At 56.3% G+C, this 12,448-nt stretch carries 13 protein-coding genes and 1 pseudogene; 7 read left to right on the top strand and 7 right to left on the bottom strand.

Annotated features, from left to right (window positions below):
- Positions 1 to 6 precede the first annotated feature (6 nt).
- The 5 genes from secD to HMPREF3140_RS28955 all read right to left on the bottom strand — a co-directional run bounded on the left by secD (position 7) and on the right by HMPREF3140_RS28955 (position 4,717).
- On the bottom strand, positions 7 to 1,854 hold the full coding sequence (secD, locus tag HMPREF3140_RS22090; protein ID WP_070553112.1) for a protein translocase subunit SecD: 1,848 nt from the start codon (positions 1,852 to 1,854) through the stop codon (positions 7 to 9).
- Between the two features lie 26 nt (positions 1,855 to 1,880).
- Positions 1,881 to 2,213: a preprotein translocase subunit YajC gene (gene yajC, locus HMPREF3140_RS22085; RefSeq protein ID WP_002890398.1), complete on the bottom strand. Its 333-nt coding sequence runs from the start codon at positions 2,211 to 2,213 to the stop codon at positions 1,881 to 1,883.
- A gap of 22 nt (positions 2,214 to 2,235) precedes the next feature.
- Positions 2,236 to 3,363, bottom strand: a complete 1,128-nt coding sequence (gene tgt, locus HMPREF3140_RS22080; protein ID WP_002890395.1) for a tRNA guanosine(34) transglycosylase Tgt — start codon at positions 3,361 to 3,363, stop codon at positions 2,236 to 2,238.
- Positions 3,364 to 3,471: 108 nt separating this feature from the next.
- Positions 3,472 to 4,536, bottom strand: a complete 1,065-nt coding sequence (queA, locus tag HMPREF3140_RS22075; RefSeq protein WP_002890390.1) for a tRNA preQ1(34) S-adenosylmethionine ribosyltransferase-isomerase QueA — start codon at positions 4,534 to 4,536, stop codon at positions 3,472 to 3,474.
- A gap of 64 nt (positions 4,537 to 4,600) precedes the next feature.
- The gene (locus tag HMPREF3140_RS28955; RefSeq protein WP_004218831.1) at positions 4,601 to 4,717 is read right to left on the bottom strand and encodes a hypothetical protein; all 117 of its coding nucleotides are present in this window, start codon (positions 4,715 to 4,717) and stop codon (positions 4,601 to 4,603) included.
- Positions 4,718 to 4,791: 74 nt separating this feature from the next.
- Here HMPREF3140_RS28955 and acpH point away from each other — a divergent pair, with 74 nt between their 5' ends.
- Both acpH and HMPREF3140_RS22060 read left to right on the top strand, forming a co-directional pair.
- Entirely contained in the window at positions 4,792 to 5,373 is a 582-nt protein-coding gene (gene acpH / locus HMPREF3140_RS22065) for an ACP phosphodiesterase (protein ID WP_021312312.1), read from the top strand.
- Positions 5,374 to 5,500: 127 nt separating this feature from the next.
- Positions 5,501 to 6,103: a peroxiredoxin gene (locus tag HMPREF3140_RS22060; RefSeq protein WP_002890386.1), complete on the top strand. Its 603-nt coding sequence runs from the start codon at positions 5,501 to 5,503 to the stop codon at positions 6,101 to 6,103.
- 123 nt (positions 6,104 to 6,226) lie between these two features.
- Here the strand turns inward: HMPREF3140_RS22060 and HMPREF3140_RS29415 are convergent.
- Positions 6,227 to 6,394: pseudogene (locus HMPREF3140_RS29415) on the bottom strand (hypothetical protein).
- A gap of 55 nt (positions 6,395 to 6,449) precedes the next feature.
- Here HMPREF3140_RS29415 and HMPREF3140_RS22055 point away from each other — a divergent pair.
- From HMPREF3140_RS22055 to fba, 5 genes are all read left to right on the top strand, one after another.
- A complete protein-coding gene (locus HMPREF3140_RS22055; protein WP_002890380.1) occupies positions 6,450 to 6,893 on the top strand; it encodes a PTS sugar transporter subunit IIA in 444 nt (147 codons plus the stop codon).
- A gap of 5 nt (positions 6,894 to 6,898) precedes the next feature.
- Positions 6,899 to 7,186 carry a PTS sugar transporter subunit IIB gene (locus HMPREF3140_RS22050; protein ID WP_002890376.1) on the top strand — a complete coding sequence of 96 codons (288 nt, stop codon included), beginning with the start codon at positions 6,899 to 6,901 and terminating at the stop codon, positions 7,184 to 7,186.
- Positions 7,187 to 7,206: 20 nt separating this feature from the next.
- Positions 7,207 to 8,598 (top strand): PTS ascorbate transporter subunit IIC, encoded by a 1,392-nt coding sequence (locus tag HMPREF3140_RS22045; RefSeq protein ID WP_070553110.1) that lies wholly within the window; start codon positions 7,207 to 7,209, stop codon positions 8,596 to 8,598.
- Between the two features lie 65 nt (positions 8,599 to 8,663).
- Positions 8,664 to 9,626: a carbohydrate kinase family protein gene (locus tag HMPREF3140_RS22040; protein ID WP_021312314.1), complete on the top strand. Its 963-nt coding sequence runs from the start codon at positions 8,664 to 8,666 to the stop codon at positions 9,624 to 9,626.
- A gap of 35 nt (positions 9,627 to 9,661) precedes the next feature.
- Positions 9,662 to 10,516, top strand: a complete 855-nt coding sequence (gene fba, locus HMPREF3140_RS22035) for a class II fructose-1,6-bisphosphate aldolase (RefSeq protein WP_004218830.1) — start codon at positions 9,662 to 9,664, stop codon at positions 10,514 to 10,516.
- A 58-nt stretch (positions 10,517 to 10,574) separates the two neighbouring features.
- Here fba and HMPREF3140_RS22030 read toward each other — a convergent pair whose 3' ends face one another.
- Positions 10,575 to 12,443 (bottom strand): amidohydrolase, encoded by a 1,869-nt coding sequence (locus HMPREF3140_RS22030; protein ID WP_002890368.1) that lies wholly within the window; start codon positions 12,441 to 12,443, stop codon positions 10,575 to 10,577.
- Positions 12,444 to 12,448: the final 5 nt, after the last annotated feature.

Raw genomic sequence — 12,448 nt, 5'->3', positions numbered from 1 at the left:
CACTCCTCAGATAGACAGCTTTTTAACGCGCTTGCCGCCGTACAGCAGGTTCACGATGGCACGGGTGCCGACGATAGCGGTAAACATTGAGGTCGCGATACCGATACCGGTGGTAATCGCAAACCCTTTAATGGCACCGGTACCGACCGCGTACAGGATGATCACTTTGATAAGCGTCGTCACGTTGGCGTCGAAGATCGAGCTGAACGCGCCGCGATAACCTTCGTCAATCGCCTGCTGAACGGTACGCCCGTTGCTCAGCTCTTCTTTGATACGCTCGTTGATCAGAACGTTAGCATCGACCGCCACCGCAAGGGTTAACACGATACCCGCGATGCCCGGCATGGTCAGCGTCGCCCCCGGGATCAGGGACATAATGCCGACAATCAGTATCAGGTTGGCAATCAGCGCCGAGGTCGCAATCAGGCCGAACTTCTTATAGAAGAGGATCATGAACAGGATAGAGACCACCAGACCGGCCAGACAGGCTTCCAGACCCTGCTTGATGTTCTGCATTCCCAGGGTTGGGCCGATAGTCCGCTCTTCGACGATCTGAATCGGCGCAATCAGCGCGCCGGCACGCAGCAGCAGCGACAGCTGACGCGCTTCGTTCGGATTGCTGATACCGGTGATACGGAAGCTGTTACCCAGACGCGACTGGATGTTGGCGATGTTAATCACCTCTTCCTCTTTCGCCAGGATAGCGCGACCGTTAGCGTCTTTCTTACCGCTGTCTTTATACTCCACGAACAGGGTCGCCATCGGCTTGCCGATGTTGTCCTTAGTGAAGTTAGACATGATGTTACCGCCCGCGCTGTCCAGCGAGATGTTGACCTGCGGCTGGTTGTACTCATCCATGCTGGAGGTCGAGTCGGGGATATGGTCCCGGGTCAGGATCACCCGCTTGTACAGCACTACCGGCTGGCCTTCACGCGTCTGCTTCACTTCCGAGTCGCCCGGCACGCGGCCAGAGGCGGCGGCGGACTGGTCCACGTTAGTATTGACCAGACGGAACTCGAGGGTCGCGGTCGCGCCAAGGATTTCCTTCGCACGCGCGGTATCCTGGATACCCGGCAGCTCAACCACGATGCGGTCAGCACCCTGACGCTGAACCAGCGGCTCGGCGACGCCCAGCTGGTTCACACGGTTACGCAGGATATTAATGTTCTGCTGAACCGCGTACTCACGGGCTTCTTTCAGGCGCTCATCGGTCATCACCGCTTTCAGGCTGTTGTCACCCTGAGAGGAAATAACCAGATCGCGATGGCGAGGGCTGAGATAAGAGATAGCCTGGTCGCGCGCCGCGCTGTCGCGGAAGACGATGCTCAGACCGTAGTTGTCTTCTTTACGCACGGTCGCGTAAGGAATGCCTTTGTCGCGCAGCTCGCTGCGCAGGCTATCGATGTTCTGTTCCTGCAGTTTGCCTAACGCGGTGTCCATGTCGACTTCCATCAGGAAGTGCACGCCGCCGCGCAGATCAAGACCCAGCTTCATCGGCTCGGCATAGAGCGCCGCCAGCCAGCGTGGGGTTGCCGGAGCAAGGTTCAGCGCCACGACGTATTTGTCACCCAGCACGTTAAGCAGCGCTTCGCGCGCGCGCAGCTGGGTATCAGTGGTGTCGAAGCGCGCAAGAATAGCGCCCTCTTCCAGTGCCACAGACTTCGCGGTTATTTTTTCTTCTTGTAAAGTTTTCTGGACCTGGATCAGCGTTTGCTCACTGGCGGCGACGCCGCGCGCGCCAGTGATTTGAACAGCCGGATCCTCACCATACAGGTTGGGAAGCGCATAGATCAGGCCGACGACAATGACGACGACCAGCATGACGTACTTCCACAAAGGATAACGGTTTAACACGGCAGTTCCCTTTGGGAAAAGTTAGATTACAGCGCCTTCATGGTGCCTTTCGGCAGAACGGCAGCAACGAAGTCACGTTTGATAACCACTTCAGTGGTATCGTTCAGCGCGATAGCAATGTAGCCAGTTTCCGCTACTTTGGTCACGCGACCGACCAGACCGCCGTTGGTCAGCACTTCATCACCTTTGGCGATGGAGTTCATCAGGTTCTTATGTTCCTTGGTGCGCTTCTGCTGTGGACGTAGGATCATGAAGTAAAAAATCAGACCGAACACCACCAGCATCAGAATCAGAGACATCGGGCTGCCCTGCGCCGGTGCACCCGTTGCCGCTACCGCATCAGAAATAAAAAAGCTCATTGAAATTCCCTCATTATTAAAATTAATCAACGTTCAAAGGAGGCACGGTGCGCCCCTGACGTTGGTAAAAATCGGTCACGAAGCTCTCTAATTTACCCTCTTCGATAGCCTTGCGTAAACCAGCCATTAAACGCTGATAGTAGCGCAGGTTATGAATGGTATTGAGACGCGCGCCCAATATTTCGTTGCAACGGTCGAGGTGATGCAAGTAAGCGCGTGAATAATTGCGACATGTATAGCAATCACACTCGGCGTCCAGCGGCGCGGTATCGCTTTTGTGCTTCGCGTTGCGGATTTTCACCACGCCGTCGGTGACGAACAGGTGGCCGTTACGCGCGTTGCGCGTCGGCATGACGCAGTCGAACATATCGATACCGCGACGTACCCCTTCCACCAGATCTTCCGGCTTCCCGACGCCCATCAGGTATCGTGGTTTATCGGCCGGGATCTGCGGGCAGACGTGCTCCAGAATACGGTGCATGTCTTCCTTCGGCTCACCAACCGCCAAACCGCCGACAGCGTAGCCATCAAAGCCAATCTCTACCAGACCTTTCACCGAGATATCGCGTAAATCTTCGTAAACGCTACCCTGAATAATGCCGAACAACGCATTTTTATTGCCAAGGCTATCGAAACGGTCGCGGCTGCGCTTCGCCCAACGCAGAGACATCTCCATTGAGCGCTTGGCGTAATCCCAGTCCGCCGGGTACGGCGTACATTCGTCGAAGATCATCACGATGTCAGAGCCGAGATCGTACTGAATCTCCATCGATTTTTCCGGATCGAGGAAAATCGGATCGCCGTTGATCGGATTGCGGAAGTGGACGCCCTGCTCGGTGATCTTACGGATATCGCCAAGGCTGAACACCTGGAAACCGCCGGAGTCGGTCAGGATCGGTCCTTTCCACTGCATAAAATCGTGCAGATCGCCGTGCAGCTTCATGATCTCCTGACCCGGGCGCAGCCACAGGTGGAAGGTGTTGCCGAGAATAATCTGCGCGCCGGTGGCTTCCACCTCTTCCGGCGTCATCCCTTTGACGGTGCCGTAGGTGCCAACGGGCATAAAGGCCGGTGTTTCCACCACGCCGCGCTCAAACACCAGGCGACCGCGGCGGGCGCGACCGTCGGTGGTATCCAGTTCAAATTTCATGCTTGCTCCTGCGTCAGAAAAACAGTCCGACGTTTTCATACTCGCCACGGAATGATTCCGTAGCTAAAAAATGCGTTATGGCGTCTACAAGCCGGCGTACCGGCCTTTTCAGGGACGCTCAGAAATAGCCTGCGGATTGTACGTGATAAACATCGCATCCCCGTAGCTAAAAAAGCGATATTTCTGCTCAACCGCCACCTTATAGGCGTTCATGGTGTGCTGATAACCCGCAAACGCCGACACCAGCATAATCAGTGTGGATTCAGGGAGATGGAAGTTAGTCACCAGCGCATCGATCACCTGGTACTGATAACCCGGGTAGATGAAAATCTGCGTATCGTCGAAGAACGGCGCGATCAGCGCGTCTTTCGCCGCCTGCGCCGCGCTCTCCAGCGAACGTACCGAGGTGGTGCCCACCGCGATCACGCGGTTGCCGCGCGCTTTCGCCGCCAGCACCGCATCGACCACCTCCTGCGGCACTTCGGCATATTCGGAGTGCATGGTGTGCTCTTCAATGCTGTCGACGCGCACCGGCTGGAAGGTGCCCGCGCCCACATGCAGGGTGACAAACGCCATCTCAACGCCTTTGGCGCGCAGTTTGTCCAGCAGCGGTTCGTCGAAATGCAAACCGGCGGTCGGGGCGGCTACCGCGCCCGGCCTGGTGCCATAGACGGTTTGATAGAGCTCGCGGTCGGCGTCTTCGTCCGGGCGGTCAATATAGGGCGGCAGCGGCATATGGCCGATCCCGTTAAGGATCTCCAGCACCGGGCGCTCGTCGTTAAACTCCACTTCAAACAGCGCGCCATGACGCGCCAGCATCGTGGCCTTAATGCTCTCGTCATCGCCCAGCAGCAGCTCGGCGCCCGGCTTCGGCGCTTTTGAGGCGCGAATATGGGCCAGGATGCGCTTATCATCCAGCATCCGCTCCACCAGCACTTCAATCTTGCCGCCGCTGGCCTTGCGGCCGAACAGACGCGCCGGGATCACCCGGGTGTTGTTAAACACCAGCAGATCGCCGGGATTGAGCTTATCGAGGATGTCGGTGAAGGTGCCATGCGTCAGCGCGCCCGTCGGCCCGTCCAGGGAGAGCAAGCGACAGCTACTGCGCTCAGGCATCGGATAGTGGGCGATCAGAGATTCGGGTAGTTCAAAAGCAAAATCGGTAACGCGCATGACGGTAACTCAGACTGAATAAAGAGGCGGGTAGTCTAGTGCCGGGGCGGTCTGGCTGCAACCTTTACCCCTCCGGATGAATGACATAATCTATATTCCAAATCATTCCGAATGCCGCCATGCGGCAACCGAATGCCTTACCGGTGGCAAAGGTGCCGCGCGCGGCCAGACAGCATGCCATTCGGCCACCGAGGCGCCGTTCAGCGCAACATCGGTGTTTCCACCTGCCCGCTCGTATTTAAAGGATGTCGTTTTATGAATTTTCTCGCCCACCTGCACCTGGCCCATCTCGCCGACAGTTCGTTGCCCGGCAACCTGATGGCCGACTTCGTGCGCGGCAACCCGCAGGGCGACTATCCGGCGGAGATCATCGACGGCATCTTTATGCATCGGCGGATTGACGTGATGACTGACAACCTGGCGGAAGTCAAAGAGGCGCGGGAGTGGTTTCGCCCGCAGACCCGCCGCGTCGCCCCCATCACCCTCGACGTCATGTGGGATCATTTCCTGTCCCAGCACTGGGCGCAGCTCTCCCCTGACCTGCCGCTGGACGAGTTCGTACGCTACGCCGAGCGGCAGATCGTCCCCATTCTGCCCGACTCGCCGCCCCGCTTCGTCAATCTCAATCAATATCTGTGGTCGGAGCGCTGGCTGGAGCGCTATCGGGAAATGGATTTTATTCAGCGCGTGCTGAACGGCATGGCCAGCCGCCGTCCACGTCTCGAGGCGCTACGCGACTCCTGGCAGGATCTGGATACCCATTACGACCGTCTGGAGACGCAGTTCTGGCGCTTTTATCCGCAGATGATGCGCCAGGCAGAAAACAAACAGCTGTAATAGCCACGTCATTGATAGGTAAAAGCTGGCTGAACGATTGTTAGCGCCTCTTTGTGTTATTGCCGGGCAGGCTCTATACTTGCCCGCGTTGCGTTCCAAATAACCTTAGTAATTACAGGAGAATCAAATGGTTCTGGTCACTCGTCAAGCGCCGGATTTTACTGCAGCCGCTGTGCTGGGTAATGGTGAGATCGTTGAGAAATTCAATTTCAAACAGCACACCAACGGTAAACCTACCGTTCTGTTCTTCTGGCCGATGGACTTCACCTTCGTGTGCCCGTCTGAGCTGATCGCGTTCGACAAACGTTACGAAGAATTCCAGAAACGCGGCGTGGAAGTGGTTGGCGTTTCCTTCGACTCCGAGTTCGTGCACAACGCATGGCGTAACACCCCGGTAGACCAGGGCGGTATCGGCCCGGTTAAATACGCGATGGTTGCTGACATCAAACGTGAAATCCAGAAAGCTTACGGTATTGAGCATCCGGACGAAGGCGTAGCGCTGCGCGGCTCCTTCCTGATCGACGCCAACGGCATCGTTCGTCATCAGGTGGTTAACGACCTGCCGCTGGGCCGTAACATCGACGAAATGCTGCGTATGGTAGACGCCCTGCAGTTCCACGAAGAGCACGGCGAAGTCTGCCCGGCGCAGTGGGAAAAAGGAAAAGAAGGTATGGCCGCCTCTCCGGAAGGCGTTGCAAAATACCTGACCGAAAACGTTTCCAGCCTGTAATCGGCACGCGTTTTAATAAAAGGCTCGCTCAGGCGGGCCTTTTTTGTTAGCGGCGTCAAAATTTAAGAAAATGACCCGCCGATATTTGTGACCAGCGATACACTTCTGGCGAAAAAATTCGCCCTACCTCTCACTTTTTCTCTGCCAAATTTCAGCGTCAAAATACAAAACCTTCATAACAGCCTGAAAAACTTATAAATTATTTATATCTTTTTCTGCCGGTACTTTGCCGTCGATGTGATCCCCATCAATATTTAAAACCGCGGATGTGATCTCATCCATCATTTTCATCAATGTATTTGGTCATGATTTAACTCAGGAACAGGAATACGTTCAGGAGCTGAGGATGGAAATTATTTTTGACCCGTCGTTAATCGCCCTTAAGCAGAATATTTCCCGTGCGGAAGAGGCCATCGAACTGGCGGGTTCATTACTTGCCAGGCGCCAGATTTGCAGCGCCGAATATGTCAACGAGATGCTGACGGTATATGAAGATTTTGGCGCCGCCATCGTGATAGATGACGGGATTGCCATGCCGCATGCCCGGCCGGAAAAAGGGGCATTACAGACCGGGTTCTCACTTGTCACCACCGCCACGCCAATCTCCTTCGGCCACGATGAGTTCGATCCGGTTTCCGTGGTCATCGCGATCGCCGGCGCCGATGCTGACAGTCATATCAAAATGATCCAACTGATAGCCTCGCTGATCGAGTCAGATATTGTGACCTTTCTTCAGCAGGAAAATGACGTTAATTCAGTCTTACATTTCATTCAAAAACAAATGGAGTAGTCATTATGTTAGTTATCAGAACGGTTTGTGGTAACGGTATTGGCAGCTCATTGATGGCTGCGAATAATGTGAAAAAGATCTGTGACGAATTAGGCATCAAAGCGGACGTCGCCTCGGTCGATTTTGCTAACGCCGTCGGGGAAAAAGCCGACCTTTACGTCACGATCAAAGAACTGGCAAATCAATTTCCGGCCCACTGTCATGTCGCCATCATTCGCAGCTACGTCCATAAAGCGAAGATCGCCGAGGATATTACCGACGCGCTGATGAAAATTGCTGCGACTCACTCTTAATCAGCATAGAGGGAACGACCATGCAGGCTATTCTTAGTTTCTTAACGGAAATATTCAGTCAACCCGCCTTTTTAATGGGGCTTATCGCCTTTGTTGGTTTAGTGGCGCTACGCTCCCCTGGCAATAAACTGCTTACCGGCACATTGAAGCCGATTTTAGGCTATTTGATGTTGAGCGCTGGGGCAGGCGTTATCGTTGCCAATCTCAATCCGCTGGGCGGTATTATCGAGGCCGGATTTAATATCCGCGGCGTTATTCCGAACAATGAAGCCATTGTCTCCGTCGCCCAGAAGATGCTGGGCGTGGAAACCATGAGTATTTTACTGTTAGGCTTTATTTTCAACCTGATTATCGCCCGCTGTACCAAGTATAAATATATCTTTCTGACCGGCCATCATTCGTTCTTTCTCGCCTGCCTGTTCTCCGCCGTTCTGCAGGCGGCGGAGTTCCAGGGCTGGATGTTGATCCTGATCGGTGGATTCCTGTTGGGCTCATGGTCGGCCATCTCCCCGGCCATCGGTCAGCGTTACACCAGGCAGGTAACCGAAGACGGCGGGATCGCCATGGGCCATTTCGGCTCTCTCGGCTACTACCTCTCGGCATGGATCGCCAGCCGGACCGGCAATCCGGCAAATTCCTTCGCCGATACCGAAATTTCAGAAAAGTGGGGCTTTCTGCGCGATACCACGGTCACCACCGGTATCGTGATGTTTGTTATCTACTTTGTCTGCAGCGCTGTCGCCGGGTCGGCGTACCTGAGCACCATCACCGACCAAAACATGCTGATCTTCTCGGTGCTGACCGGTCTGCAGTTCGCCGTTGGCGTAGCCATTGTCTATAACGGCGTGCGGCTGATCCTCGGCGATCTGGTGCCGGCGTTCCAGGGCATCAGACAGAAGCTGATCCCGGACTCCATCCCGGCCGTTGATTGCGCGGTGTTCTTCACCTTTAGCCCCACCGCGGTGGTAGTGGGATTCATCAGCTCCTTTGTGGGCGGGCTGGTCGGGATGCTCTTGCTCGGCGGGCTGGGCATGGCGCTGATTATTCCCGGCATGGTGCCGCACTTCTTCTGCGGCGGCACGTCCGGCGTCTTCGCCGACAAACTGGGCGGTAAGCGCGGATGTATCATCGCCTCCTTTATCGGCGGGATCTTCCTCGCCTTCCTGCCGGCGATGCTGCTGCCGGCGCTCGGCAACCTCGGGTTTGAAAACAGCACCTTCGCCGATTTCGACTTCGCGGTATGGGGCATCATTATCGGGAATGCTTTCACCCAGTTTGGTCAGATCACTATCTATCTGATTTGTCTGGCGCTGCTCGTCGCGCTGCTGGCGCCTTTCTGCTTCCGTCACGTCCAGGTGATGGGCAACACGCTCAGCTATGAGGAGCTGACGGCGAAGCAGAAAAATGAATAAGCGAGGTCATTTTTCCCGGCGGGAGGGCCACGCTTTCCGCCGCTGACAAATAATCAGGAGTGGTTATGGCTATTTTGTCCATTGGATTTGCTTGTTTCGATCAGTTTTTCTTTCTCAATGAATGGCCCCAGGAGAATACCAAAAACTTTTGTCATGATTTTATTGAAAGCGGCGGCGGTCCGGCGGCCAATGCGGCCTGGCTGCTGGGATTATGGGGCGAGGAGGTTTATTACATTGGTCATCTGCAGCAGGACCTTTACGGTCAGCGCATTATCGATGAGTTTGCCGAGGCGGGGGTGGATACCAGCCAGGTGGTTTTCTCCGATGACATGATCACCCCGCTGGCCTCGGTGCTGGTCAATCGCTTAACGGGTTCGCGGACGATTATTACCCGCAAGATGCAAACGCCGCCTTCCCTGACCTACGAGCAAAAGCTCAAACTGGACGACCTCGCCGAGCGACTGATTGCCAGCGAGGAGCCGGTCACCATTTTAATTGACGGCCATGAGGCGGAAATCAGTGAATATTTAATTAAGAAACTGCCCAACGCCAGGGTCGTGATGGACGGCGGGTCACTGCGCGCCAGCAATATTAAACTGGCGGCCTGGACTGACTATTTTGTAGTGAGCGAACATTTCGCCCGCGATTATATGAGCTATCGCTCGCTGAGCACCGAAGCAGAAATTAAAGCGTCCCTGATTGAGTTGAATAAAATTTGCCGCGGTGAAGCATTTATTACCCTTGGCGAAAAAGGCTGCGCTTTTTTAAAAAGCGGTATGCTGCAGATCGTCCCGTCCTGGCTGTGCAATGCCGTTGATACCACCGGCGCCGGGGATGTATTTCACGGCGCCTTCACCTATGGCGTCCATTACTCATGGCATATCGATAACATTATTTTATTTGCCAGCCTGACCGCCGCCATTTCTATTGAGAAAAAAGGGGTTCGGGAATCGATGCCGGACCTGGCGGTCGTCCACCACTCGTTAAATAGCTACGAGAGAAACTTAACGCAATATTTTGAAGAATAACTGCATTTAATAAATATCAAGAGGTGAATATGTTAGTGTCGATGAAGGACATGCTTCAGCATGCCCTGCGGGACGGCTACGCCGTCGGTCAGTTCAACATTAATAATCTGGAATGGGTCGGCGCCGTATTAAGCACCGCCCAGCAGTGCCGCTCACCGGTTATTTTGGGGGTGTCCGGCGGCACGGTTAAGCATATGCTCGGGTTAAAATGTATTCATGACATTGTGGTTAACGCCATGGAGTATTTGCATATTGATGTTCCGGTGGCGCTGCATCTGGATCATGGCACCTCCCGGGAGGCCTGCGAAGCGGCGATCGCCGCCGGCTTCAGTTCCATTATGTTTGATGGCTCGCATCTGCCGTTCAGGGAAAACCTGGCCATTACTCGCCACCTGGTGACGCTGGCCCACAGCAAAGGTATCTCTGTGGAGGCCGAACTGGGGACCATCGCCGGCAGTGAAGACGGCATTGTCAATTCCGAAGTCATCTACGCCGATCCGCAGGAGTGCTACACCCTGGTGACAGAAACCCAGGTGGATTGCCTCGCCGCCGCGCTGGGCTCCACCCATGGTCTGTATAAAGGTAAAGCCCGGCTGGGATTTACCGAGATGAAAGCCATTGCCGAGCAGGTGAAGGTTCCGCTGGTGCTGCATGGCGGCACCGGAATTGCCGATGAGGATATGCGCCGGGCGATTGCCTGCGGCACCGCCAAGATTAACGTTAATACCGAAAATATGTACGCCTGGTGCCAACAGGTGAAAGCAATTTTCGCCGCCGACACCGGGCACGATGTGAACGATCCGCGGAAAGTCATCGCCCAGGGACTGCAGCCGGTACGCGAGATGATTGCCCGCCGCATGGCGCTCTTTGGCTCAGAGCAGCGCTATTGACGCCGGGCCTGCGGCTGAAACCACCGCCCCGACGCTGCCGGGGCGGTGGCGTCAGGTATCAAAAGGCAAAGCAGGAACAGCCCAGCACGCCCCAGAAGGCCTGCTCGTCAGAGACCGGAATCGACGACTTACGCGCAATATCATGCTGATGGCCGTGGACGCCACAGCTACCGCAGCACTGGTGCATCTGCACCATGGCGCCGATTTTAGCCGTCGCCGGCGGAGCGGAACGGTAATGGCCCGGGACCTTCACCACCGGCGACCACTCCGGCAGCACCGGGATCGGCGGCGGCGCCAGCGGCGAGAAGTGACCGGCGGCATAGACCACTTTGCCGTCAACCACCGTCAGCACCGACTCAATGCCTTTGATCTCCTCTTCCGCGACGCTGAAGTAGTCTTTCGACAGCACCACCAGATCGGCAAGCTGACCGGCGGCCAGACGGCCTTTCTTGCCCTGCTCGCTGGAGAACCAGGCGCTGCCCGCCGTCCACAGCTCCAGCGCGACATCGCGCGGCAGGCGGTTGGCGTCGTCATACATCGCCATCCCGCCAACGGTGCGCCCGGAGACCAGCCAGTACAGCGCGGTCCACGGGTTATAGCTGGCGACGCGGGTCGCATCGGTGCCCAGCCCCACCGGCACGTCCAGCGCCAGCATCTTTGCTACCGGCGGGGTATGTTTCACCGCCTCTTTGCCGTAGCGATCGACAAAATATTCGCCCTGGAAGGCCATCCGATGCTGCACCGCAATACCGCCCCCCAGCGCCTTCACCCGCTCAATGTTACGCTCGGTAATGGTCTCGGCATGATCGAAGAACCAGTGCAGGCCATTAAACGGGATATCGCGGTTCACCTTCTCAAACACGTCCAGCATCCGGCTGATGGACTCATCGTAGGTGGCATGCAGGCGGAACGGCCAGCGATGCTCCACCAGATGGCGTACCACCCGCTCCAGCTCATCCTCCATGCCTTGCGGCAGATCCGGCCGCGGCTGCAGGAAATCTTCAAAATCCGCCGCCGAAAATACCAGCATCTCGCCGGCGCCGTTGGCGCGATAGAAGTCAGTCCCCTGCCCCGGCTTCAGCATGTCGGTCCAGCGTTCGAAATCCTCCAGCTCCTGCTTCGGCCGCTGAGTAAACAGGTTGTAGGCGATGCGCACGGTCATCTGATCTTTCGCGTGCAGCTGTTCGATAATTTCGTAATCTTCCGGATAGTTCTGGAAGCCGCCGCCGGCGTCGATGGCGCTGGTCAGCCCCAGTCGGTTCAGCTCGCGCATAAATTGACGGGTGGAGTTCACCTGCAGATCCAGCGGCAGCTTCGGCCCCTTGGCCAGCGTAGCATAAAGGATCATGGCGTTCGGTTTGGCGATCAGCATCCCGGTCGGGTTGCCGTGGCTATCGCGGACGATCTCGCCGCCCGCCGGATCCGGCGTCTCTTTGGTATATCCCACGGCTTTCAGCGCCGCACGGTTCAACAGCGCGCGATCGTAGAGATGGAGCACAAACACCGGCGTATCAGGCGCCGCCTCGTTCAGCTCTTCCAGGGTCGGCATCCGCCGTTCAGCGAACTGAAATTCGCTCCAGCCGCCGACCACCCGCACCCACTGCGGGGACGGCGTGCGATCCGCCTGATCCTTCAGCATTCGCAGGGCATCCGCCAGCGAGGGGACGCCCTCCCAGCGGAGCTCAAGGTTGTAGTTCAACCCACCGCGGATCAGGTGCAGGTGAGAATCGTTGAGGCCCGGGATCACTGTATGCCCTTTGAGATCGACGATTTGCGTCCCCTCGGCGGCAAAGCTCATGATCCGATCGTGACTTCCGGTGGCAACAATTTTTCCGTCGGCGATGGCCACGGCTTCCGCCAGGGGATTCGCACGATCGAGAGTATGAATCTGACCGTGGGTCAGAATCAGTGTGGCAGTTTGCGACATAACGC

The organism is Klebsiella sp. HMSC16A12, assembly GCF_001808265.1.
GTDB lineage: Bacteria > Pseudomonadota > Gammaproteobacteria > Enterobacterales > Enterobacteriaceae > Klebsiella > Klebsiella pneumoniae.
Note: the sequence above shows the minus strand (reverse complement) of the source record. Positions and strands in the feature narration are given on the sequence as shown.

Bases quoted from the DNA above. Each gene is read 5' to 3' on its own strand.
- HMPREF3140_RS22050 (WP_002890376.1), top strand. From the start codon at position 6,899: ATGTTAGTTATCAGAACGGTTTGTGGTAACGGTATTGGCAGCTCATTG.
- HMPREF3140_RS22045 (WP_070553110.1), top strand. From the start codon at position 7,207: ATGCAGGCTATTCTTAGTTTCTTAACGGAAATATTCAGTCAACCCGCC.
- HMPREF3140_RS22030 (WP_002890368.1), bottom strand. From the start codon at position 12,443: ATGTCGCAAACTGCCACACTGATTCTGACCCACGGTCAGATTCATACT.
- HMPREF3140_RS22060 (WP_002890386.1), top strand. From the start codon at position 5,501: ATGGTTCTGGTCACTCGTCAAGCGCCGGATTTTACTGCAGCCGCTGTG.
- yajC (WP_002890398.1), bottom strand. From the start codon at position 2,213: ATGAGCTTTTTTATTTCTGATGCGGTAGCGGCAACGGGTGCACCGGCG.
- HMPREF3140_RS22055 (WP_002890380.1), top strand. From the start codon at position 6,450: ATGGAAATTATTTTTGACCCGTCGTTAATCGCCCTTAAGCAGAATATT.
- tgt (WP_002890395.1), bottom strand. From the start codon at position 3,363: ATGAAATTTGAACTGGATACCACCGACGGTCGCGCCCGCCGCGGTCGC.
- HMPREF3140_RS22040 (WP_021312314.1), top strand. From the start codon at position 8,664: ATGGCTATTTTGTCCATTGGATTTGCTTGTTTCGATCAGTTTTTCTTT.
- queA (WP_002890390.1), bottom strand. From the start codon at position 4,536: ATGCGCGTTACCGATTTTGCTTTTGAACTACCCGAATCTCTGATCGCC.
- HMPREF3140_RS28955 (WP_004218831.1), bottom strand. From the start codon at position 4,717: ATGGCATGCTGTCTGGCCGCGCGCGGCACCTTTGCCACCGGTAAGGCA.
- acpH (WP_021312312.1), top strand. From the start codon at position 4,792: ATGAATTTTCTCGCCCACCTGCACCTGGCCCATCTCGCCGACAGTTCG.